The sequence below is a fragment of the Streptomyces sp. NPDC111606 genome, from assembly GCF_055656945.1.
The window spans coordinates 168,286-188,481 of sequence record NZ_JBVKBY010000012.1 but is presented as its reverse complement, the minus strand read 5'-3'; the positions used below and the strand labels follow the sequence as shown (position 1 = coordinate 188,481).

General features: G+C 71.6%; 15 protein-coding genes. 6 read left to right on the top strand and 9 right to left on the bottom strand.

The genetic code is table 11. From position 1 onward, the window contains the following. Positions 1–82: 82 nt before the first annotated feature. Positions 83–4,183, top strand: a complete 4,101-nt coding sequence (locus tag ACZ7M7_RS35485; RefSeq protein WP_472124175.1) for an nSTAND1 domain-containing NTPase — start codon at positions 83–85, stop codon at positions 4,181–4,183. Between the two features lie 265 nt (positions 4,184–4,448). Next, a complete protein-coding gene (locus ACZ7M7_RS35480) occupies positions 4,449–5,207 on the top strand; it encodes a glycosyltransferase family 2 protein (protein WP_451177300.1) in 759 nt (252 codons plus the stop codon). A 6-nt stretch (positions 5,208–5,213) separates the two neighbouring features. Here the strand turns inward: ACZ7M7_RS35480 and ACZ7M7_RS35475 are convergent, their stop codons facing one another. The 4 genes from ACZ7M7_RS35475 to ACZ7M7_RS35460 all read right to left on the bottom strand — a co-directional run bounded on the left by ACZ7M7_RS35475 (position 5,214) and on the right by ACZ7M7_RS35460 (position 8,714). Then, on the bottom strand, positions 5,214–5,402 hold the full coding sequence (locus ACZ7M7_RS35475) for a ferredoxin (protein WP_383629621.1): 189 nt from the start codon (positions 5,400–5,402) through the stop codon (positions 5,214–5,216). Between the two features lie 128 nt (positions 5,403–5,530). Further along, complete coding sequence (locus ACZ7M7_RS35470; protein WP_383610468.1) at positions 5,531–6,745, bottom strand: amidohydrolase family protein; 1,215 nt, start codon at positions 6,743–6,745, stop codon at positions 5,531–5,533. 77 nt (positions 6,746–6,822) lie between these two features. Next, positions 6,823–7,674 carry a TIGR03943 family putative permease subunit gene (locus ACZ7M7_RS35465; RefSeq protein WP_472124171.1) on the bottom strand — a complete coding sequence of 284 codons (852 nt, stop codon included), beginning with the start codon at positions 7,672–7,674 and terminating at the stop codon, positions 6,823–6,825. After that, complete coding sequence (locus ACZ7M7_RS35460; RefSeq protein ID WP_383629627.1) at positions 7,671–8,714, bottom strand: permease; 1,044 nt, start codon at positions 8,712–8,714, stop codon at positions 7,671–7,673. The genes ACZ7M7_RS35465 and ACZ7M7_RS35460 overlap by 4 nt, the downstream gene beginning before the upstream one ends. A 181-nt stretch (positions 8,715–8,895) precedes the next feature. Here ACZ7M7_RS35460 and ACZ7M7_RS35455 point away from each other — a divergent pair, with 181 nt between their 5' ends. Beyond that, positions 8,896–10,821, top strand: coding sequence for an NAD-binding protein (locus ACZ7M7_RS35455; RefSeq protein ID WP_383629693.1), 1,926 nt, complete (start codon positions 8,896–8,898; stop codon positions 10,819–10,821). 309 nt (positions 10,822–11,130) lie between these two features. On the opposite strand, the gene ACZ7M7_RS35450 is transcribed toward ACZ7M7_RS35455, so the two are convergent. Continuing rightward, complete coding sequence (locus tag ACZ7M7_RS35450) at positions 11,131–12,990, bottom strand: S9 family peptidase (protein ID WP_472124168.1); 1,860 nt, start codon at positions 12,988–12,990, stop codon at positions 11,131–11,133. Positions 12,991–13,060: 70 nt separating this feature from the next. Here ACZ7M7_RS35450 and ACZ7M7_RS35445 point away from each other — a divergent pair, with 70 nt between their 5' ends. The 3 genes from ACZ7M7_RS35445 (at position 13,061) to ACZ7M7_RS35435 (ending at position 15,261) form a co-directional block, all read left to right on the top strand. After that, complete coding sequence (locus tag ACZ7M7_RS35445) at positions 13,061–13,909, top strand: class I SAM-dependent methyltransferase (protein WP_472124165.1); 849 nt, start codon at positions 13,061–13,063, stop codon at positions 13,907–13,909. A gap of 90 nt (positions 13,910–13,999) precedes the next feature. Next, a complete protein-coding gene (locus tag ACZ7M7_RS35440; protein ID WP_472124162.1) occupies positions 14,000–14,374 on the top strand; it encodes a nuclear transport factor 2 family protein in 375 nt (124 codons plus the stop codon). Positions 14,375–14,418: 44 nt separating this feature from the next. After that, positions 14,419–15,261, top strand: a complete 843-nt coding sequence (locus tag ACZ7M7_RS35435; RefSeq protein ID WP_383629633.1) for an SURF1 family protein — start codon at positions 14,419–14,421, stop codon at positions 15,259–15,261. Positions 15,262–15,338: 77 nt separating this feature from the next. Here ACZ7M7_RS35435 and ACZ7M7_RS35430 read toward each other — a convergent pair whose 3' ends face one another. The 4 genes from ACZ7M7_RS35430 to ACZ7M7_RS35415 form a co-directional block, all read right to left on the bottom strand. Then, positions 15,339–16,388 (bottom strand): hypothetical protein, encoded by a 1,050-nt coding sequence (locus ACZ7M7_RS35430; RefSeq protein WP_472124160.1) that lies wholly within the window; start codon positions 16,386–16,388, stop codon positions 15,339–15,341. A gap of 83 nt (positions 16,389–16,471) precedes the next feature. Then, a complete protein-coding gene (locus ACZ7M7_RS35425) occupies positions 16,472–17,152 on the bottom strand; it encodes a SigE family RNA polymerase sigma factor (protein ID WP_383615143.1) in 681 nt (226 codons plus the stop codon). Between the two features lie 445 nt (positions 17,153–17,597). After that, on the bottom strand, positions 17,598–18,650 hold the full coding sequence (locus tag ACZ7M7_RS35420; protein ID WP_383615140.1) for an aspartate-semialdehyde dehydrogenase: 1,053 nt from the start codon (positions 18,648–18,650) through the stop codon (positions 17,598–17,600). Beyond that, positions 18,647–19,924 (bottom strand): aspartate kinase, encoded by a 1,278-nt coding sequence (locus ACZ7M7_RS35415; protein ID WP_328880259.1) that lies wholly within the window; start codon positions 19,922–19,924, stop codon positions 18,647–18,649. The genes ACZ7M7_RS35420 and ACZ7M7_RS35415 overlap by 4 nt, the downstream gene beginning before the upstream one ends. Between the last annotated feature and the right edge of the window lie 272 nt (positions 19,925–20,196).

The window sequence follows — 20,196 nt, the reverse complement described above, 5'->3', positions numbered from 1 at the left end:
CGACTTAGCCGCAGGTCAGCCATATAAAGTGAGTTTTCCGGTCCGGAAGACCAGGTGGGCCGAGCAGCGGCGGAGTAAGGGAGTGGAGGGCTTGAGTTCCGACTCGGCGGCGCGCACAGCCTTTGCGGAACGGCTCGCGCTGCTCTACAAGGAGGCCGGCAATCCGCCGCTCAAGAGTGTGGCCGACGCGGTCGTACGGCTGCAGCGGGTCGATGAGCGGGGGCGTCCCGTACGGGTGTCCGCTCAGCGGATCAGTGACTGGCGCCGGGCCAAGAACGTGCCTGCCCAATTCGCCGCGCTGTCAGCCGTACTGCATGTTCTGGTTCCGCAGGCGCGCCGCGCGCGGCCCGCGCCCGTGTCCGCCGGGCTGTACGACCTGGGTCAGTGGCAGCGGCTGTGGGAGCGGGCGACCTCCGGGGAAGAGGAGGATCCCCAGGCTCCGGTCGAGGCGCCTGCGGTGTCCGGTGGGGTGTGTCCCTATCGGGGGCTGGCCTCGTACCGGCAGCAGGACACCCGTTGGTTCTTCGGGCGGGAGCGCAGTACCGACGCGCTGGTCGCTCAGCTCCGTGCCGTGGAGAAAACCGGCGGTCTCGTCATGCTCGTCGGTGCCTCGGGGGCCGGCAAGTCCTCCCTGCTGAACGCCGGTCTGGTGACTGCCCTGCGCAACGGCGCACTGGGCGGGGCGGGTGGCAGCGGTCCGGCGGGCGCCGTGGTGCAGCTGGTGCCGGGCGCCGATCCGCTGGCCGAGCTGACCCGTCGTATACCGGAACTTGCCGATGTCGTCCGGTCGGCGGAGGTGGAGGGCTCGGACTACCGGGCGGAGGACGGGGACGAGAACGGCGCCGACGAGCTCCGTGCCGACTTCGGGCGCCGCACACGCGCCGCCGTCCTCGCCTGGGCCCGGCGCGAGGCCGCCGACGCCAACGCCGACGCCGACCAGGACCGCTCTTCCGGCACCACCGCCGCCAGTTCTCTCAGCCCCACTGACCCCACCACCCCACCCGTCCTCATCGTCGACCAGTTCGAAGAGACCTTCACCCTCTGCCCCGACGACGCAGACCGCCGCACCTTCGTCCAGCTCCTCCACGCCGCCTGCACCCCCGCCGAGCCCGGCGACCCCCCGCCCGTCCTCGTCGTCCTCGGTATCCGTGCCGACTTCTACGAGCAGTGCCTCGGGCACCCGGAGCTGGCCGACGCGTTGCAGCACCGGCACATGGTGCTCGGGCCGCTCACGGCCTCGGAGTTGCGGGAGGCGGTGACCGGGCCGGCCAAGGCTGTGGGGCTGGAGTTGGAGCCGGGGCTGGCGGAGCTGATCGTGCGGGAGGTGAGTGCGGACGGGCCGCGCGGGACGCATGACGCGGGGGCGTTGCCGCTGCTGTCGCACGCGCTGCTCGCCACCTGGCAGCGGCGCAAAGCGGGGCGGCTGACCATGGCCGGGTACCGGGCGGCCGGCGGGATTCAGGGGGCCGTGGCGGCCACCGCCGAGCGCGCCTGGTCCGGCCTCGATCCGGCGGCGCGTACCGCCGCGCGGCTGCTGCTGCTCAGGCTGGTCCGGCTCGGCGAGGACACGCAGACGACCCGGCGGCGGGGAACGCGGCGGCAACTGGCGAAGGAGTCGACGGACCCGAACAAGACGGAGGAGTCGCTCGAGGCGCTGGTGCGGGCCCGGTTGGTCACGCTGGACGCGGAGACCGTGGAGATCACGCACGAGGCGCTGCTCCATGCCTGGCCGCGGCTGCGGGACTGGATCGACGAGGACCGGCAGGGCCATCTGCTGCGCCAGCGGCTGGAGGAGGACGGCCGGGCCTGGGCGGAGTCCGCGCGGGACTCGTCGCTGCTGTACCGGGGGTCCCGGCTGGAGCAGGCCCACAGTTGGGCACGGTCGGCCGGGGACACGTTCCTGACCCGGGGTGCGGTGGAGTTCCTCGCCGCCTCGGTGAGGCTGCGCAGGCGGACGGTCTGGATCATGCGGAGCTCGGTCGCGGCGCTGGTCGCGCTGGTGATGGTGGCCGTCGGGGCCGCGGTGGTCGCCTGGCAGCAGCGGGACGACGCCGTGTACGCGCAGGTGCTGGCCGAGGCCGACCGCTTCCAGTACACCGACCCGTCGCTGTCCGCCCAACTCGACCTGGTGGCCCACCGGCTGCGCCCGGACGACGAGGACACCAGGAGCCGGCTGATATCGATCGTGAACGCCCCGCTGGCCACGCCCCTGCGCGGCCACTCCGGCGCCGTCTACCTGACCACCTTCAGCCCGAACGGACGGCTCCTGGCCACCGCCAGCTACGACCGGACCGTACGGCTGTGGGACGTCTCCGACCAGAAGCGGCCCAAGCCCCTGGGCAAACCCCTGGCCGCGCACACCAGTTGGGTGAGCAGCGCCGTCTTCAGCCCGGACGGCAACACCCTCGCCAGTGCCTCGGACGACGGCACGGTCCGGCTGTGGGACGTACGGGAGCCGAGCCGGCCGCGGCCGCTCGGGGCGCCCCTGACCGGGCACGACGCCACGATCTACCTGGTCGCCTTCAGCCCGGACGGCCGTACCCTCGCCTCCGTCAGCGAGGACCGGACCGTACGGCTGTGGGACGTCACCGATCCGGAGCGGGCCGAGCCGCTGGGCGAGCCGCTGACCGGGGCCGGCGCCGCGGTGCGGTCGGTGGCGTTCAGCCCGGACGGCAGGACGCTGGCGGCCGGGGGCGACGACGACACCATCCGGCTGTGGGACGTGGCCGAACCGGACCGGCCGAAGGTGCTCTCCACGCTGACCGGACACACCGACCTGGTGCACTCCGTCGCCTTCAGCCCGGACGGCCGCACCCTCGCCAGCGGCAGCGCGGACGACACGATCCGGCTGTGGGACGTCGCCGACCCCCGCCGTGGCCGGCAGCTCGGCGCACCGCTCACCGGGCACACCGGCCCCATCTGGTCGGTGGCCTTCAACCCCGAGGGCGACATGCTCGCCGCCGCCAGCGCGGACAGCACCGCGAGCCTGTGGAACATCAGCGACCGGGCGTATCCCGCGCAGGTCGGCGAGCCGCTCGCGGGTGCCAGCGGGGAGATGTACGCGCTCGGGTTCAGCCCCGACGGCCGTACGCTCGCCACCGGCAGCGGCGACAGCAAGGTCCGGCTGTGGTCGATCCCGACGGCGGACATGATGGGCCGCAGCGGGGCGTTCCGCCCGGACGGGAAGGTCCTCGCCACGGCCGCGCGCGACGGGCGGATCCGGCTGTGGAACGTGTCGGCTCCCGGCCGGCCCGTGTCCCTGAGCACACCGTTTATGCCCGCGGACGGCTACCAGCGTTCGATGGTGTTCTCCCCCGACGGCCGCACCCTCGCCGTACGGACCGGGCACCGGGCGTTGTACCTGTGGAACGTCACCGACCCGGCCCGACCGGTCCTGTCCGGGTCGCCCCTCACCCTGCACACCCGTTTCGCGGGCCCGCGAAGCCTGGCCTACAGCCCCGACGGGCGCATCCTGGCCACCGCCTACGACGACCGCACCATCCGGCTGTGGAACGTCAGCGACCCCGCCCATGTCGTGCCGCTCGGCGCACCGATCAAGGGGCACGCGGGCTACGTCAACTCCCTGGCCTTCAGCCCGGACGGCCGTACGCTCGCCAGCGGCAGCGCGGACGACACGATCCGGCTGTGGAACGTGACCGCCCCGCGCCGCCCCACCCTGCGCGGGGCGCCGCTCACCGGTCACAGCGGGCCCGTCAACGCGCTCGCCTACAGTCCGGACGGCCATACGCTCGCCAGTGGCAGCGACGACGACACCGTGCGGCTGTGGGATGTCACCGACCCGAGCCGGGCGACCCCGCACGGGGACCCCCTCACCGGCCACACCGAAGCGGTCGTCTCCCTGACGTTCAGCAAGGGCGGGCGCTATCTGGCCAGCGGCGGCAATGACAACACGGTCCGGCTGTGGAACGTCGCAAGCCCGTCCGACGCCTCGGCCATCGGCCAGGCCATGAGCCCGAACGCCACGACGGGCAACTTCCTGTCGTTCAGCCCCACCAGCCACATGCTCGGCGTCTCCAGCGGCACCGACACCGTCCGGCTGTGGAACCTGGACGTCGACCAGGCGATCAGCCGCGTCTGCGCGACCACGCAGGGCGTGCTGACGCGGGAGAAATGGCACGAGTACCTGCCTCGGCTGTCGTACGAGCCACCGTGCGCGAACTAGGTTCGCCCGTGCGGACATACGGCCCGCGACCCCCTGCTCCACCTCGCTCCGTGCGCTGCGTGACGGGGCGGGGACGCAAGTGGCATGAAGGGGGCGCCACGGACAGCGGTTTCCGTGATCCCGATCACAACGCGTCATCGCAGCGGATGAGGCGACTCCCACGAGGCAGGCAGCCTTGTTACTGTTGGCCCCAGCCCGATCGCTGGTGCATCCCCCGTCGCCAGCGGTCGGGCCTTCGCATGTCCGAAAGGTGGTGAGGGCCGCCGTGTCCCGGCGCGTCATCATCGTCACCGCTGTCCATGGCCCGTCGGCGGAGTTCCTGCCGCAGGCCCACCAGTCGCTGTGCGCACAGGAGTTGCCGCCGGGCTGGGAGTGGCACTGGGTGATCCAGGAGGACGGCCGGACCGACGAGGTCCGCCCGCACGTCCCCGACGACCCGCGGGTGACCTTCCGTCAGGGCCGCCCCGGAGGCCCCGGTGTGGCCCGCACGGTCGCGCTCGCGCACACCGAGGGCGAGTACGCCAAGATCCTGGACGCCGACGACCAGCTCACGCCGGGGACGCTCGCCCGCGACCTGGCCGTCCTCGAGGCGGACCCTGCCGTCGGCTGGACGACCTCCCGGGTCCTGGACCTCCTGCCGGACGGCTCGACGGCCGGTTTCCCCGGCGACCCCGACGACGGGCCGATCGAGCAGGGGGCCGTACTCGACTTCTGGCGGGCGAACGGCTTCCGTGCCCAGGTCCACCCCGCGACCCTGTGCGTACGCCGGGACCTCCTGCTCGCCCTCGGCGGCTGGATGGCCCTCCCGGCGTCCGAGGACACGGGCCTGCTGCTCGCGCTCAACTCCGTCAGCCGGGGCTGGTTCTCGGCCGAGGCGGGGCTGCTCTACCGGAAGTGGGACGGCCAGATGACCGGTCAGCCGGCCCACGTCGATCCGGCGGAGCGGCAGGCCCGGATGGCGGTGGTGGAGGCCAGGGCACGGGCGTTGGGCTCGTTCGGGTGGCGGTACCCGACCGGTCCGTGAGCGCCGCTACCCCGTGAGGGAGATGGCCTGGGACGGGCACTTCTCGGCGGCCTCCCGCACCTGCGGGTCGTCGCCGCTGCCCTCCCGTCCCGGTCTCACCACGCCGTACTCGTCCACGAACTCGAAGACCGACGGAGCCCTGTGCACGCACTCGGCGGAGCCGTAACAGAGGTTGCTGTCGATCGAGACCTTCATCCGTGCTCCCGTCGCGGACCGTCGTCGCCTACACGACTGAACTGCCCAGCGGCCACGCCCCTTTAATCACTCATCCAGCCCTGATCCAGCCCTGACCGTCCCCTGATCCATCACTGATCAGTGACTGATCACTGATCAAAGGGGAGTTCGAGCATCCGGATCGCGTTTCCGCGCAGCAGCTTGTACGCCACCTCGTCGGAGAGCCCGCCGACATGCTCCGCCGCCACCCGCTTCGTCTCCGGCCAGGTCGAGTCGACGTGCGGGTAGTCCGTCTCGAACGTCGCGTTGTCGACGCCGACCGTCTCGATCGCCTCGATGCCGTGCTTGTCACGGAAGAAGCAGCAGAAGATCTGGCGGTAGTAGTACGTCGACGGCGGCTCCGGGATCAGGTCCTTCACGCCGCCCCAGGCCCGGTGCTCCTCCCAGACGTCGTCCGCGCGTTCCAGGGCGTACGGGATCCAGCCCATCTGGCCCTCGCTGTAGGCCAGCTTCAGCCGCGGGAACTTCACGAGGACCCCGGAGAAGAGGAAGTCCATCATCGACGCCATGGCGTTGTTGAAGCTCAGCGAGGCCTGGACGGCGGGCGGGGCATCGGGCGAGGCGGCCGGCATCTGCGACGAGGACCCGATGTGCATGTTGACGACCGTGCCGGTCTCCTCGCAGGCCGCGAAGAACGGGTCCCAGTAGCCGGAGTGGATGGACGGCAGCCCGAGATACGTCGGGATCTCGCTGAACGTCACCGCGCGCACCCCACGGGCCGCGTTGCGATGGATCTCCGTGACCGCGAGGTCGATGTCCCACAGCGGGATCAGGCACAGCGGGATCAGCCGGCCGCCGCTGTCGCCGCACCACTCCTCGACCATCCAGTCGTTGTAGGCGCGCACGCAGGCCAGCCCGACCTCCTTGTCCTTGGCCTCGGCGAAGGTCTGGCCGCAGAAGCGCGGGAAGGTGGGGAAGCAGAGCGAGGCCTCGACATGGTTGATGTCCATGTCCGCCAGCCGGGCCTTGGGGTCCCAGCAGCCACGCCGCATCTGCTCACGGGTGATCCCGTCGAGCGTCATCTCGTCCCGGGAGAAGCCGACGGCCGCGATGATGCGCTTGTACGGGAACAGCCCGCCCTCGTACTCCCACCAGTCGGTGAGCTGGCCGTCCGGGTCCGTGGTGAACCGGTACTTCCCGCCGACGTACTCGAGTTCGCCGATCCCCGCGGTGAGGGGCTTCGGGCCCCGGTCCCGGTACTTGGCCGGGAGCCAGGTCTCGAAGAGGTGCGCGGGCTCGATCACATGATCGTCCACGCTGATGACTTTGGGCAGGTCTTTGGTGCCGCTCTCGGTACTGGCCACGCCTTGCCTCCCGAATCTGACGACCCATCAGATTCAGCGTAGGGGGCGTCCTGGGGACCGGCAAGAGAGTGCACTCGTCAGCTGTTCCAGCTCTCGTCGTACGGGTCCGTCGGCGCCGCCACCGGCTTCGCCGCCGTGACCTCGATGAACGGGATCGGGCCGCCGTTGACCGGGTCCTCGGCACGGCGCGGGACGTAGGTGCCGGTGACGCGGAGCCAGGTGTCCGGCTGGAGGACCGGTGGGACCTCGCCGGTCAGGGCGACCTTGACCGGCTGGGCGTCGGCGGCACAGCAGTTGAGGGCCATCCGCACGAGGTAGGGAGTGCCGTCGCGGTCCAGGGCCAGGAAGCCGGTGAGCTGGACCTGGCGGTGGCGCAAGGTGCGGCCGTGGTCGTAGACGGCGCGGCCCGCGTAGTCGACGAGGCTGAGCCTCAGGGGATCGGCGGCGGGCAGTGCGGGGTAGGCCAGGGGCTCCTGGAGGGCCGTACCGGTGCGGGTCGCGCTGTAGGAGCCGAGGGCGGGCGGGGCCACCAGGATCAGGGCGAGGAGGGGGAGGACGAGGAGCCAGGAGATGCGGGGTTCGCGGTGACCGTGGCCGTCATGGCTGTCGGGGTTGTCGTGGCTCTCGGAGTTCTCATGGTTCTCGGGGTTCTCGGGGTTCTCGGCGTTCTCGGGGTTCTCGGCGTTCTCGGGGTTCTCGGCGTTCTCGTCGCCGTCCCCCTGGTCGGCGGTGTGCTGCTTCTGCCGCCGCGCCCGCTTCCGCTCGTACCAGACCGTCGCCACCGCCGCCGCGACCAGTACCGCGCCGGCCACCAGCACCAGCGGGCGCAGGCCCTGCTTGACGTACCGCAGATAGAGGTCGGTGGTGGCCGCGTGCAGCAGGGACGCGCCGAGCAGGAACAGGACGGCCGACTGGGCCTGACGGTTCACAGGATCACCGTCCCGACCAGCACCGACACGACCACGGCCAGCACGAAGGTGGCCGGTGCGAAGCGCAGGGCGAAGGCGCGGCCGAAGGTGCCCGCCTGCATCGCGAACAGCTTCAGGTCGATCATCGGACCCACGACGAGGAAGGTGAGCCGGGCCGTGAGCGAGAACTGCGACAGCGACGCCGCCACGAACGCGTCCGCCTCCGAGCAGATCGACAGCACCACGGCGAGGACCGCCAGGGCCAGGACCGACAGCACCGGGTTGTCGGCCGCCGTGCTCAGCCATGTCTCCGGAACCACCGCCTTGAGGGTCGCCGCCGCCATCGCGCCGACCACCAGGAAGCCGCCGGCGTGCATCACGTCGTGGCGGACGGAGCCCCAGAAGGCCTCGCCCTTGCTCTGGCCGTCGTAGGCCTGGCGGGACGGCGGTTTCAGCCAGTCCGTACGGCCGAGGCGCAACCACAGCCAGCCCATCGCGCAGGCCACCAGCAGGCTCGCGACCAGACGGGCGAGGACCATCTCCGGGTTGCCGGGGAACGCGACCGCCGTCGCCGTCAGCACGATCGGGTTGATCGCGGGCGCGGACAGCAGGAACGCCAGCGCCGCGGCCGGGGTGACGCCGCGCCGGACCAGTGCCCCGGCCACCGGCACGGACGCGCACTCGCAGCCCGGCAGCACCGCGCCCGCAGCTGAGGCGACCGGGACGGCGAGGGCGGGGCGGCGGGGCAGGGCACGGGCGAAGAAGGACGGCGGCACGAACACCGCGATCGCCGCCGACAGCAGCACGCCGAGCACCAGGAAGGGCAGCGCCTGCACCATGACCGCGACGAACACCGTCGTCCAGCTCTGCATGACCGGTGCGGAGAGCGCGCGGCGGATCGGGCTCTGGAGGAGCACCAGGCCGAGCATGAGCATCGTGAGCAGGAGCGAGGAGTTGAGGTGCCGGCCCTCGTCCCCGGCCCGCGGCCCCGGCGTGCGGCGGCCGTCGCGGTCGTCGGCCCCGCCGTCCGTTTGCTGCGGGGCCGCTTTGGTGATCGCCACGGGCGAGGTACCTCCGGTGGTGCGGTAGGGCGCTGACTACCCTCCCCTCCACTACGGCCGGACGCGAGCGGGCGTTCAGACGCGGAGGGCCACTTCTGGAACCACCCGTCACATTGAGGCAGTCTTTTCCCTTGTGGCGAGCGTTCCGAATCAGGGCTTGGCGAGTGACACGGCCGCACACATGGTGGTGTGCGGCGACGACGGGCTCGCGCACCGGCTGGCCGCCGAGTTGCGTGGGGTGTACGGCGAGCAGGTGACGCTCCTCGTGCCCCCTTCCGAGCGCACGGTACGGACACCGGTCGTGGGCCGCGCCCGGGCCGCTTCGGCGGCATTGCTCGGAGCGGTCACGGCGGCCGTCAACCGTGCGGGCGGCGGAGCCGGCGGCGGCACCGAACCGGCCGGGAGCATCCGGGTGGTGGAGGCCCCCGAGGCCACGGAGGCCGCGCTCGCCGACGCGGGCGTGGAACGGGCCGACGCGCTCGCCCTCGTCTATGACGACGACGAGACCAACATCCGCGCCGCTCTCACCGCCCGCCGTCTCAACCCCCGCCTCCGGCTCGTCCTGCGGCTGTACAACCGCCGGCTGGGCCAGCACATCGAGGAACTCCTCGACCAGGCGGCCGCGTTGGCGACGGGCGCCGGGGACGCCGGGCTCGACGCCTCCACGACCGTCCTGTCCGACGCCGATACCGCCGCCCCCGCGCTGACCGCCACGGCCGTCGCCGGCACCACCAAGGTCGTACAGACCGACGGCCTGCTCCTGCGCGCGGTGGAGCGCCCGCCCCTGCGCCCGGGGCAGGCGGCCCCGGCCGGACTGACCACGCTGGCCCTGCTGTCCACGACCAACAACGACCCGGCCGGAACGGACGGTTCGGAGAACGGCGACGAAGAGGGGCCGCTGCTGCTGCCTGACGCGGCGGCCGTGCAGGGGGCCACGGGCCGCGGGACGGTCGTCCTCGAGCAGGTGTCGTACGCGGGTCCCTCCCTGCCCTCGGGGCGAGGCGTCGTGCCGTCGTTCGCCTCGCTGTTCTCGCGGCGGCTCCGGTGGTCGCTGGCCGGGCTGGTGGGCTGTGTGGCCGCGCTGGCCGTCGCGCTGACGGTGGTGACCGGGGAACACCCGCTGTACGCCACGTACATGACCCTCCTCGACCTCTTCGCCATCAACGAACCCGCCCTCCACCAGTCGCCGGCCCGGCAGGTCCTCCAACTGCTGTCCGGGCTGATGGGTCTGCTGCTGCTTCCGGTGCTGCTGGCGGCGGTACTGGAGGCCCTCGGCACCTTCCGCTCCGCATCGGCCCTGCGCAAACCGCCGCGCGGCCTGGGCGGGCATGTGGTGCTGCTCGGCCTGGGCAAGATCGGCACCCGGGTGCTGACCCGGCTGCGGGAACTGCACATCCCCGTGGTGTGCGTGGAGGCCGACCCCGACGCTCGCGGGATGGCCACGGCTCGGCGGCTGCGGGTGCCTGTGGTGCTCGGGGACGTCACTCAGGAAGGTGTCCTGGAGGCCGCGAAGATCCATCGGGCACATGCGCTGCTGGCGGTTACCAGCGCGGACACCACCAATCTGGAGGCTGCGCTGTACGCCCGCTCCGTACGGCCGGACCTGCGTGTGGTCCTGCGTCTGTACGACGACGACTTCGCCACCGCCGTGTACCGGACCCTGCGGGCCGCGCACCCCCATGCGTCCACGCGCAGCCGCAGTGTGACGCATCTGGCGGCGCCCGCGTTCGCCGGGGCGATGATGGGGCGGCAGATTCTGGGGGCGATCCCTGTCGAGCGGCGGGTGCTGTTGTTCGCTGCGGTGGATGTGGGCGGTCATCCACAGCTTGAGGACAAGACCGTCGGTGAGGCCTTTCGGGCCGGTGCGTGGCGGGTGTTGGCGCTGGATCGGACGCCGCGGGACGAGCGGCGCGAGGAGCGTCGGGAGGAGCCCGCGGTGGAGGAGGCCTACGAGGACGGCGGCGGGGTGGGTGGTGTGTCGGGGTGGGTGTGGGATCTGCCCGACGCGTATGTCCTGCAGAAGGACGACCGGGTGGTGCTGGCCGCGACTCGGCGGGGGTTGGCGGAGCTGTTGGGGAGGCGGTCGCGGGAGCGGGCGGGGGCTTAGGGGGGTTTTCGCCCCCGCCGCCCCTACCCTTCCCGTCCTTGAAGGGGCGCCGCCCCTTCGACCCCGGGTCCCTGGGGGCTGCCGCCCCCAGACCCCCGCTTCGGCCTGAACGGCCTCGTCCTCAAACGCCGGACGGGCTGGATTGCCTGGACCGGCACCGAGAAGCACCGTCGGGCGCGCGTGCTCAGCCCCCGCCGGGTGGGTGGGGGCCAGGGACGGCGGCCCCTCGTCCTCGAACGCCGGACGGGCCGGAATGCCCGGACCGGCGCCGAGAAGAACCGTCGCCACTCATGCGCCGCCCACTGCGGGTCAAACGCCAGGCCGGCCGGAATGCCCCAAGTGCCTCTCCGCGAAGTCCAGTTCCAGGCGTACCTGCTTGATTCGCTCGTCCACGACCAGGGAACCGTGGCCCGCGTCGTACCGGTACACCTCGTGTACCGCCCCGCGGGTCTCCAGTCGCTTGACGTAGTTGTCGATCTGCCGGATCGGGCAGCGGGGGTCGTTCACACCGGCCGCGATGTAGACCGGGGTCTTCACCTGGTCGACGTAGGTGAGGGGGGACGAGGCCTCGAAGCGTTCCGGGACCTCCTGCGGGGTGCCGCCCAGGAGGGTGCGGTCCATGGCCTTCAGGGCTTCCATCTCGTCGTGGTACGCCGTGACGTAGTCGGCGACGGGGACGTTTGCGATGCCCAGCGTCCAGGCGTCCGGCTGGGTGCCGATGCCGAGGAGGGTGAGGTAGCCGCCCCAGGAGCCGCCGGTCAGGATGAGGCGGGCGGGGTCGGCCAGGCCGGAGGTCACCGCCCATTCGCGGACCGCCGCGATGTCCTCCAGCTCGATCAGGCCCACCCGGTGCTTGAGCGCGTCCGTCCAGGCCCGCCCGTAGCCCGTGGAGCCTCGGTAGTTGACCCTCACCACCGCGTACCCGTGGTCCACCCAGACCGCCGGGCCCGCCGCGAAGGCGTCGCTGTCGTGCCAGGTCGGGCCACCGTGGATGTCGAAGACGGTGGGCAGGGGGCCCTCGGTGCCCGCGGGACGCTGGACGAGGGCGTGGATACGGCCACCGGGCCCTTCCACCCACACGTCCTCCACCGGGACCGAGCCGGGGGACTTCAGGCCGGGCGGATCCAGCACCACCCGCCCCGTCGTCGACCGCACCGCCGACGGCTCCGCGGCCGACGACCACAGGTACTCCACGCTGCCGTCCGGACGGGCCGTCGCGCCGGACACGGAGCCCGCCGGGGTCGGGATCCGCTCCAGCTCACGCCGGTCCAGGTCGTACCGGAACAGCTCGCTGCGGGCCTCGAAGCTGTGCGCGATCAGCAGACCGGTCCCGTCGGGGTACCACTCGGCGCTGACGTCACCGGGCAGCTCCAGCGCGAGGTCCGTCTCCTCCCCCGTCGCCACGTCCCACACCAGCGGCTCCCAGCGGCCGCGCCTCTGGTGGCCGACGAGCAGGCGGGCGTCACCGGCCACCGGGGCGAAGCCCAGGATTTCCAGGCCCAGCTCCTGCGTGCCGCCCTTGGTGTCGTCGAGTTCGGCGACCGCCGAGCCGTCGGGGCGCAGGACACGCAGCGCGGAGTGCATCGCGTCGCCGTGCTCGGTGTGCTCGACGGCGATCAGCGTGCCGTCGTGCGAGAGGTCGCCGACGCCCGCGGACTCGCGGTGGCGGTAGATCTCCACCGAGGGCTCACCGGTGCGGGCCAGATGGACGGTCGTGCCGTCCTCGTCCGTCGAGCGGCCCACGATCGCCGTACGTCCGTCGCGGCCGAGGGCGAGGCCGGCCGGGTAGGACGGGTCCAGGCCCGGCGCCGCGAGCTCGTCCTCGCCGCCGGAGAACGGCTGGCGGCGCCAGACGCCGAACTCGTCGCCGTCCTTGTCGTCGAACCACCAGATCCACGCGCCGTCCGGGGTGAGCACGCCGTCCGTGGTGCCGTTCGGCCGGTGGGTCACCTGGCGCTGCTCGCCCGTCGCACGGTCCCAGGCGTACAGCTCGTACGTCCCTGTGGCGTTCGACACGAACAAGGAGCGGTCCGGGGCGTCCTCCGCCCAGTCCGGCAGCGACACCCGGGGGGCCCGGAAGCGCTTCTCCCAGTCCGGCATGCCCTTGCCCGGCATGTCCTTGTCCTGCATGTGGTGATCCCGCGAATCGGACCCGTGGCTCTCAGTCATGGCCCCATAGTGCCTGGCCCGGCCGACAATTCGCTGGCGAGGCCCCCAGCCTGTGGATAACTTCGCGACCATGCACCCCGCGATCCCCCCGGACTGGAACGAGGCCAACCGTGCCATGTGGGACGAACGCGTCCCGCTGCACGCCGCCGGAGCCTTCTACGACCTCGCCGGCTTCCGTGCCGGCGCCGACGCCCTGCGCGACTTCGAGCGGGCGGAGGTCGGGGACGTGACGGGCCGCACGCTGCTGCATCTGCAGTGCCACATGGGCCTGGACACCCTGTCCTGGGCGCGGCACGGCGCCGTCCGTGTCGTGGGCCTGGACTTCTCCGAACCGGCGGTGGAGACGGCCCGCTCGCTCGCCGCCGACCTGGGTTTCGGGCCCGACCGTGCCGCCTTCGTCGCGGCCGACGTGTACGACGCGGCGCAGGCGGTGCCGGACCCCTCGTACGACATCGTCTACACCGGTGTGGGCGCCCTGTGCTGGCTGCCCGACATCCACCGCTGGGCCGAGACGGCGGCCTCCCTCGTCGCGCCGGGCGGGTTCCTCTACCTCGCCGAGTTCCACCCCATCACCGAGGTCCTCGACGACGAGACGGGCTCCCGGATCGTCCGCGACTATTTCGACCGCGACGCCCAGGTGTACGACATCCCCGGCACCTACGGCTCGGACAGCACCGACACCGTCAGCAACCGCAGTGTCGAGTGGCAGCACCCCATCGGCGAGGTCGTGAGCGCGCTCGCGGCGGCCGGGCTGCGCATCGAGTTCCTGCGCGAGCACGACGTCTCGCTGTTCCGCCGGTTCGAGTCCTTCGAGGAACGCGACGGCTACTTCCGGTTCCCCACCGGGCGGCCGCGGATTCCGCTGATGTATTCGCTGCGGGCCCGCAAGGACCGGCCGAAGGCCCGACCGACGCCCTGAACGACGGGCTGACCGAAGGGCTGACCGCTCGCTCATAGGCGTTCACGCAGGTCGGAGCCATTGTCAGTGGCGGGGTGCAGACTCCTTTCCATGACCGATCTGCGCAGGACAGTCGAGAGGTTCTGGGCCACCGCCGCGGCCCGGGAGTGGGACGCGTTCGCCGAGACGCTCGCCGAGGACGTCGTGTACACGCTGCCGCAGACGCGTGAGTGCATCAGCGGGCGGGAGCGGTATGTGCGGTTCAACCGGGAGTATCCGGGGGACTGGCGGCTGCGCGTCGAGCGCGTTGTCGCCGAGCCGGGACAGGTCGTGACCTGGATCCACTTCACGGTGGGGCTGGAGGAGATGTACGGCATCTCGTTCTTCACGGAGGACGGGAGCGGCCGCATATCCACGGTCACGGACTTCTGGCCGGAGCCGTACGAGCCGCCGGCGGGCCGCGAACACCTCGTCGAGCGGTACTGACCCCGCGGCCCGGCCCTCCGCCGGAGCCCCGTACCTTTGAGGGCGTGTACCGGTTTCTGCTGACGCCCCGTTGGTGGGGGATCAACGTCTTCGTGCTGCTCGCCATCCCCTTCTGCGTGTTCATGGGGTCGTGGCAGCTGAGCCGGTTCGAGGCGCGGGTGGAGGACCACCGCAGCGCCGGTGACCAGGCCGCGGAGAACAAGCAGGAGGCGGCCCGTCCGCTCGCCGAGCTGCTGCCCGTGGACAAGGCGACGGTGGGCAAGCAGGTCACCGCGAGCGGCCGGTACGGCAAGCAGCTGCTCGTGCCCGACCGTGAACTGGACCGCAAGCAGGGCTACTACGTCCTGACGCTGCTGCACACCGACGACGGCAAGACCCTGCCGGTGGTACGGGGCTGGCGGCCGGGCGACGCCGATCGCGCCGCCCTCCCTGCCGCACCGTCCGGCGAGGTCACGGTCACCGGGGCGCTCCAGGCGTCCGAGGTGCCCGGCGAGAACGGCGTGCCCGCGCAGGGTGGCCTGCCGTCCGGCCAGACGGGGGCGATCAGCGCGGCGTCGCTGGTGAACCTGGTGCCGGACGACGTGTACGACGCCTGGGTCACCCTCAACAAGGCCGACTCCGGCATGAAGCCGGTGCCGGTGGCCGCCCCCAACGACACCGGGCTCGACCTGAAGGCGTTCCAGAACCTCGGCTACACCGGCGAGTGGTTCGTCTTCGCGGGCTTCGTGGTCTTCATGTGGTTCCGCCTGCTGCGCCGCGAGGCGGAGTTCGCACGCGACGCGGAACTGGGCCTGCTTCCGGACGGGGAGACCGACGGGGACGAGGGGAACCGGGCCGATGCCGGGGGCACCGGCGAGGGCCCGACCCAGGAGAAGGCGAACGCCTAGGCGCACGCCGGGCCACAACGCCCGGTAGGCGGCGAAGGCGGCCGGTGGGCCGCGACAGCGCCGCTGCCGCCCGTGCCCTACGCGCCCGGCAGCAGGCCCGTCCAGTACACCGTGCCCGCGCAGGCGTTGGACACCGTCACCGAGGCACCCGGGGCTCCGGCCTCCGGGGTGTTGGTGACCGCGACGCTGCCGTCGGCCGTGGTGTCCTCCGTCAGCAGCTGGGTGGAGGTGCCGGTGTCGCCGCCCGTGGACGTGCCCTCGCTCGTGCCGGGGGTGCCCTCGGTGGGGGTCGGGTCCGGTGAGGGGTCGGGGCCGCCGGTGCCGCCGCCGTTGTTGTCACCCGTCGTGGGGCAGGTCGCCGAGGGGAGCCAGGCGAACTTGACCTCGTAGGAGGCGCCCGGCTTGAGGACGAGGGAGGCGTACTCCGTCGACGGGTCGGGCAGGCCGACCGCGGGGTCACCGGCGACATGCCGGGCGGAGGTGACCTTCGTCGGGTCCGCGGCTCCCTGCGGAACGACACCGACCGTGCCGGGGCCGCTCACCGTGCATTCGGCGGTGGAGACGTTGCTGAAGCGGAAGGTGCCGTACACCGTGCCGGACGAGTCGGGCAGATCGGCGGACGCACCGGACAGGCCGAGCTGGTCCGAGCTGCACACGGCTATGCCGGCCGTGCTGGTCGCCAAGGGGTCGTCGGGCTTTCCGGAGCCGGTGCCGGGACCGGTGCCGGTGCCCTTGTCGTCTTCCTTCTCGCCGTCCTTGCCCGTGCCCTCGGTCCGGCCCGAGGTGCCGCCGGAGGTGCCCGCGCCGCCCTCCGTCTGCTTGCCCTCCCCGGCTCCGCCCTGCGCCTGCTCACCGTGGCCGGCGACGGACGGGTTGACGTCGGAGCCGGTCGAGTTGGAGACGTGCACCAGGGCCGGGACGGCGGTGCCGATGAAGAGCACCGCGGCGGCCGCGCCGACGAGCGCCTGCCGCTTGCGCGCCCGCCGTGCGGGGACCGCCCGCCGCAGATGGTCCAGCGTGCCGTCGCGCGGCTCGATCTCGTCGACTGCGGTGTGCAGCATGCGGCGCAGTGCCAGCTCGTCCGAGTCGAACCCCTCGAGGCTCTGGTCGTCGGGGCCGTGGTTCACAGTTCCGTTCCCAGCGTGCGATTGCTTCGGCTGTTGCTTGTCCGGCCACCCTGCCGGGTCACGCCGGCCGTCATGGTCCTCGCTCATGCCGGCGCCTCCATCGCGACCCGCAGCGCCGCGATGCCGCGCGAGCCGTACGCCTTCACCGAGCCCAGTGAGATGCCGAGCGTCTCGGCGACCTGGGCCTCGGTCATGTCCGCGAAGTACCGCAGGACCAGCACCTCGCGCTGCCGGCGCTGCAGGCCCTTCATCGCCTTGATGAGGGAGTCGCGTTCGAGCTGGTCGTACGCCCCCTCCTCCGCGCTCGCCATGTCGGGCATCGGCTTGGACAGCAGCTTCAGGCCGAGTATGCGGCGGCGCAGGGCCGAGCGGGAGAGGTTCACGACGGTCTGGCGCAGGTACGCCAGCGTCTTCTCCGGGTCGCGCACCCGCTTGCGCGCGGAGTGGACGCGGATGAACGCCTCCTGGACGACGTCCTCGCAGGAGGCGGTGTCGTCGAGGAGGAGCGCCGCGAGACCCAGCAGCGAGCGGTAGTGCGCCCGGTAGGTCTCGGTGAGGTGGTCGACGGTCGTGCCGGCCGCCGCGCTGTTCTCGGCGAGATCGGCGCCGTCGCGCTGACTGGGGATGCGGGCGGGCCGCGCTGCGGGCATGGGCGCGATCACCGGCATGCCGCCGGGCGTGCCCATGCGGGGTCGGACGGGACGGCGGGGCGGCCGTAGGGCCGTACCGCGGGTCGCCGCGCTGAAGTCGAGAACCTCTGCCACGCCAGTTGGACACGCGCCCCCCCGTGAGGGTTGTACGTGCCGGACGTCACTTTTGCGTCAGCCCCCGCAAGGGGCCCTCCGCCCACGGCAGCCGAACCTCCGGACCCCGCAGCCGGCCGTCTCGTGCCAGGCAGCACAACTGACCGTGCGTCAAACGCCCACATGCCTACCCGCTCTTCCCTTATGTCTTATATATGAGCGGGCGTCCCCACGCCTGCTCATTGGCGTCCCCACGCCAGAAAAAAACGCGTCTCCACGCCCCATAAGGGCGACCGCAAAGACGCTCCCCGCCCTGCAAGCGGTTGCAAGAGCGGGGAGAAAAATCTTCAGCTGCCGCCGGGGCCCGGTTCAAGTGGTCCGGACCATCGATCAGCTCACACTTTTCACACAGATCCTACAAACGAATCGGCCCAGGCCCAGGAGTTTTCCGGTGCCACCGGGGGCCTCACGAAAACTCCGCCGCCACGAGCTCCGCGATCTGCGCGGTGTTGAGGGCCGCGCCCTTGCGCAGATTGTCTCCGCAGACGAAGAGTTCGAGCGCCGTCGGATCGTCGAGCGCGCGCCGCACCCGGCCGACCCAGGTCGGATCCGTGCCGACCACATCGGCGGGCGTCGGGAACTCGCCGGCCTCCGGGTCGTCGTACAGCACGACCCCCGGTGCCGTCGCCAGGATCTCGCGCGCCTTGGCGACCGTGACCTCGCCCTCGAAGCGGGCGTGCAGGGTCAGCGAGTGCCCGGTCAGCACCGGCACCCGCACACAGGTCACCGCGACCGGCAGCTGCGGCAGCCCGAGGATCTTGCGGGACTCGTCCCGCACCTTCATCTCCTCCGACGACCAGCCGTCCTCGCGCAGCGACCCGGCCCACGGCACGACGTTCAGCGCGACCGGCTCCGGGAACGGCCCGGTGTTGTCGCCGACGGCCCGCCGTACGTCACCGGGGGCGGTCCCCAGTTCCGTACCCGCGACCAGGGAGAGCTGCTGCCTGAGCGTCTGCACGCCGGCACGCCCGGCTCCGCTCACCGCCTGGTACGAGGACACCACCAGGGAGCGCAGCCCGAACTCCGCGTGCAGCGCGCCCAGCGCCACGATCATGGAGAGGGTCGTGCAGTTGGGGTTGGCGACGATCCCGCGCGGCCGCATCCGGACCGCGTGCGGATTGACCTCGGGGACGACGAGGGGCACCTCCCGGTCCATGCGGAAGGCGCCCGAGTTGTCCACGACCACCGCGCCCTTGGCGGCGGCGACCGGCGCCCATCGGGCGGCCACCTCGTCGGGCACGTCGAACATCGCGACGTCGACCCCGGCGAAGGCCTCCTCGGTGAGCGCCACCACCTCGACCTCCTCGCCGCGCACGGCCAGCTTGCGGCCGGCCGAGCGCGGCGAGGCGATCAGACGGATCTCACCCCAGATGTCCGCACGCTGGGACAGGATCTGGAGCATGACCGAGCCCACGGCCCCGGTCGCTCCCACGACCGCGAGCGTCGGTCGACGGGTCATCGACCGGTGCCGCCGTAGACCACGGCCTCGTCGCTGTCCGAGTCGAGCCCGAAGGCGGAGTGCACGGCGCGCACGGCCTCGTTGACGTCGTCGGCGCGGGTGACCACCGAGATGCGGATCTCCGAGGTGGAGATCAGCTCGATGTTCACGCCGGCGTCGGACAGCGCCTTGAAGAAGTCGGCCGTGACACCGGGGTTGGTCTTCATGCCGGCGCCGACGAGGGAGATCTTGCCGATCTGGTCGTCGTAGCGCAGCGAGTCGAAGCCGATGCCGTGCTTGTTCTTCTCCAGGGCGTCGATGGCCTTGCGGCCCTCGGCCTTGGGAAGCGTGAAGGAGATGTCCGTCAGGCCCGTGGAGGCGGCGGACACGTTCTGCACGATCATGTCGATGTTGATCTCGGCGTCGGAGATCGTCCGGAAGATCGCGGCGGCCTCGCCCGGCTTGTCCGGCACACCGACGACCGTGACCTTGGCCTCGGAGGTGTCGTGCGCGACACCGGAGATGATGGCCTGCTCCACCTGCTTGTCCCCTTGCTCGATCGGCTCGCTGCTGACCCACGTGCCCTGAAGTCCGCTGAAGCTGGACCGGACGTGGATCGGGATGTTGTACCGGCGGGCGTACTCCACACAGCGGTGGAGCAGCACCTTCGAGCCGGACGCAGCCAGCTCCAGCATGTCTTCGAAGGAGATCCAGTCGATCTTCTTCGCCTTCTTGACCACGCGCGGGTCGGCGGTGAACACGCCGTCGACGTCGGTGTAGATCTCACACACCTCGGCGTCGAGCGCGGCGGCCAGCGCCACCGCGGTCGTGTCCGACCCGCCACGCCCCAGCGTGGTGATGTCCTTCTTGTCCTGGCTCACGCCCTGGAAACCGGCGACGATGGCGATGTTGCCCTCGTCCACCGAGGTGCGGATCCGGCCCGGCGTCACATCGATGATCCGGGCTTTGTTGTGGACCGAGTCGGTGATGACACCTGCCTGGCTGCCGGTGAACGACTGGGCCGAGTGGCCCAGGTTTTTGATCGCCATGGCCAGCAGGGCCATGGAGATCCGCTCTCCCGCGGTCAGCAGCATGTCGAGCTCGCGCCCGGCAGGGATCGGGGATACCTGCTCGGCGAGATCGATCAGCTCGTCCGTCGTGTCGCCCATCGCGGAAACCACGGCGACCACCTGGTGGCCGTTCTTCTTGGCTTCCACGATCCGCTTGGCGACGCGCTTGATGCCCTCGGCATCGGCTACGGAGGAGCCTCCGTACTTCTGCACGACAAGGCCCACGTGCGCTCCTCGCTCAGTCCGTGTGTGTCGGCTCAGTTTACCGAGCGTCCGAATTCGACCTTGGGGTTCCCAGATGGTGAGATTCGGACGCTCCGGGATGGTGTCTGCCCGGCCGCGGGCAGGGCACTCCGGAAAGTGGGACAGGTCACTACCGGCGGGGTACCGGCGTCAAGAGGGCATTGACGCTCTCCGTAGTCAAACGCTAACTTCGCGTCGTCGTCGCCACACCAGGAGCACACGGCTCCATCGGGACTTGCGACGCGAAGGACCCT

What these genes read in the sequence shown, in the direction of transcription:
- ACZ7M7_RS35475 (WP_383629621.1), bottom strand. Translation starts at nt 5,402, where the DNA reads ATGAAGGTCTCGATCGACAGCAACCTCTGTTACGGCTCCGCCGAGTGC.
- ACZ7M7_RS35455 (WP_383629693.1), top strand. Translation starts at nt 8,896, where the DNA reads ATGGTGGTGTGCGGCGACGACGGGCTCGCGCACCGGCTGGCCGCCGAG.
- ACZ7M7_RS35450 (WP_472124168.1), bottom strand. Translation starts at nt 12,990, where the DNA reads ATGACTGAGAGCCACGGGTCCGATTCGCGGGATCACCACATGCAGGAC.
- ACZ7M7_RS35445 (WP_472124165.1), top strand. Translation starts at nt 13,061, where the DNA reads ATGCACCCCGCGATCCCCCCGGACTGGAACGAGGCCAACCGTGCCATG.
- ACZ7M7_RS35440 (WP_472124162.1), top strand. Translation starts at nt 14,000, where the DNA reads ATGACCGATCTGCGCAGGACAGTCGAGAGGTTCTGGGCCACCGCCGCG.
- ACZ7M7_RS35420 (WP_383615140.1), bottom strand. Translation starts at nt 18,650, where the DNA reads ATGACCCGTCGACCGACGCTCGCGGTCGTGGGAGCGACCGGGGCCGTG.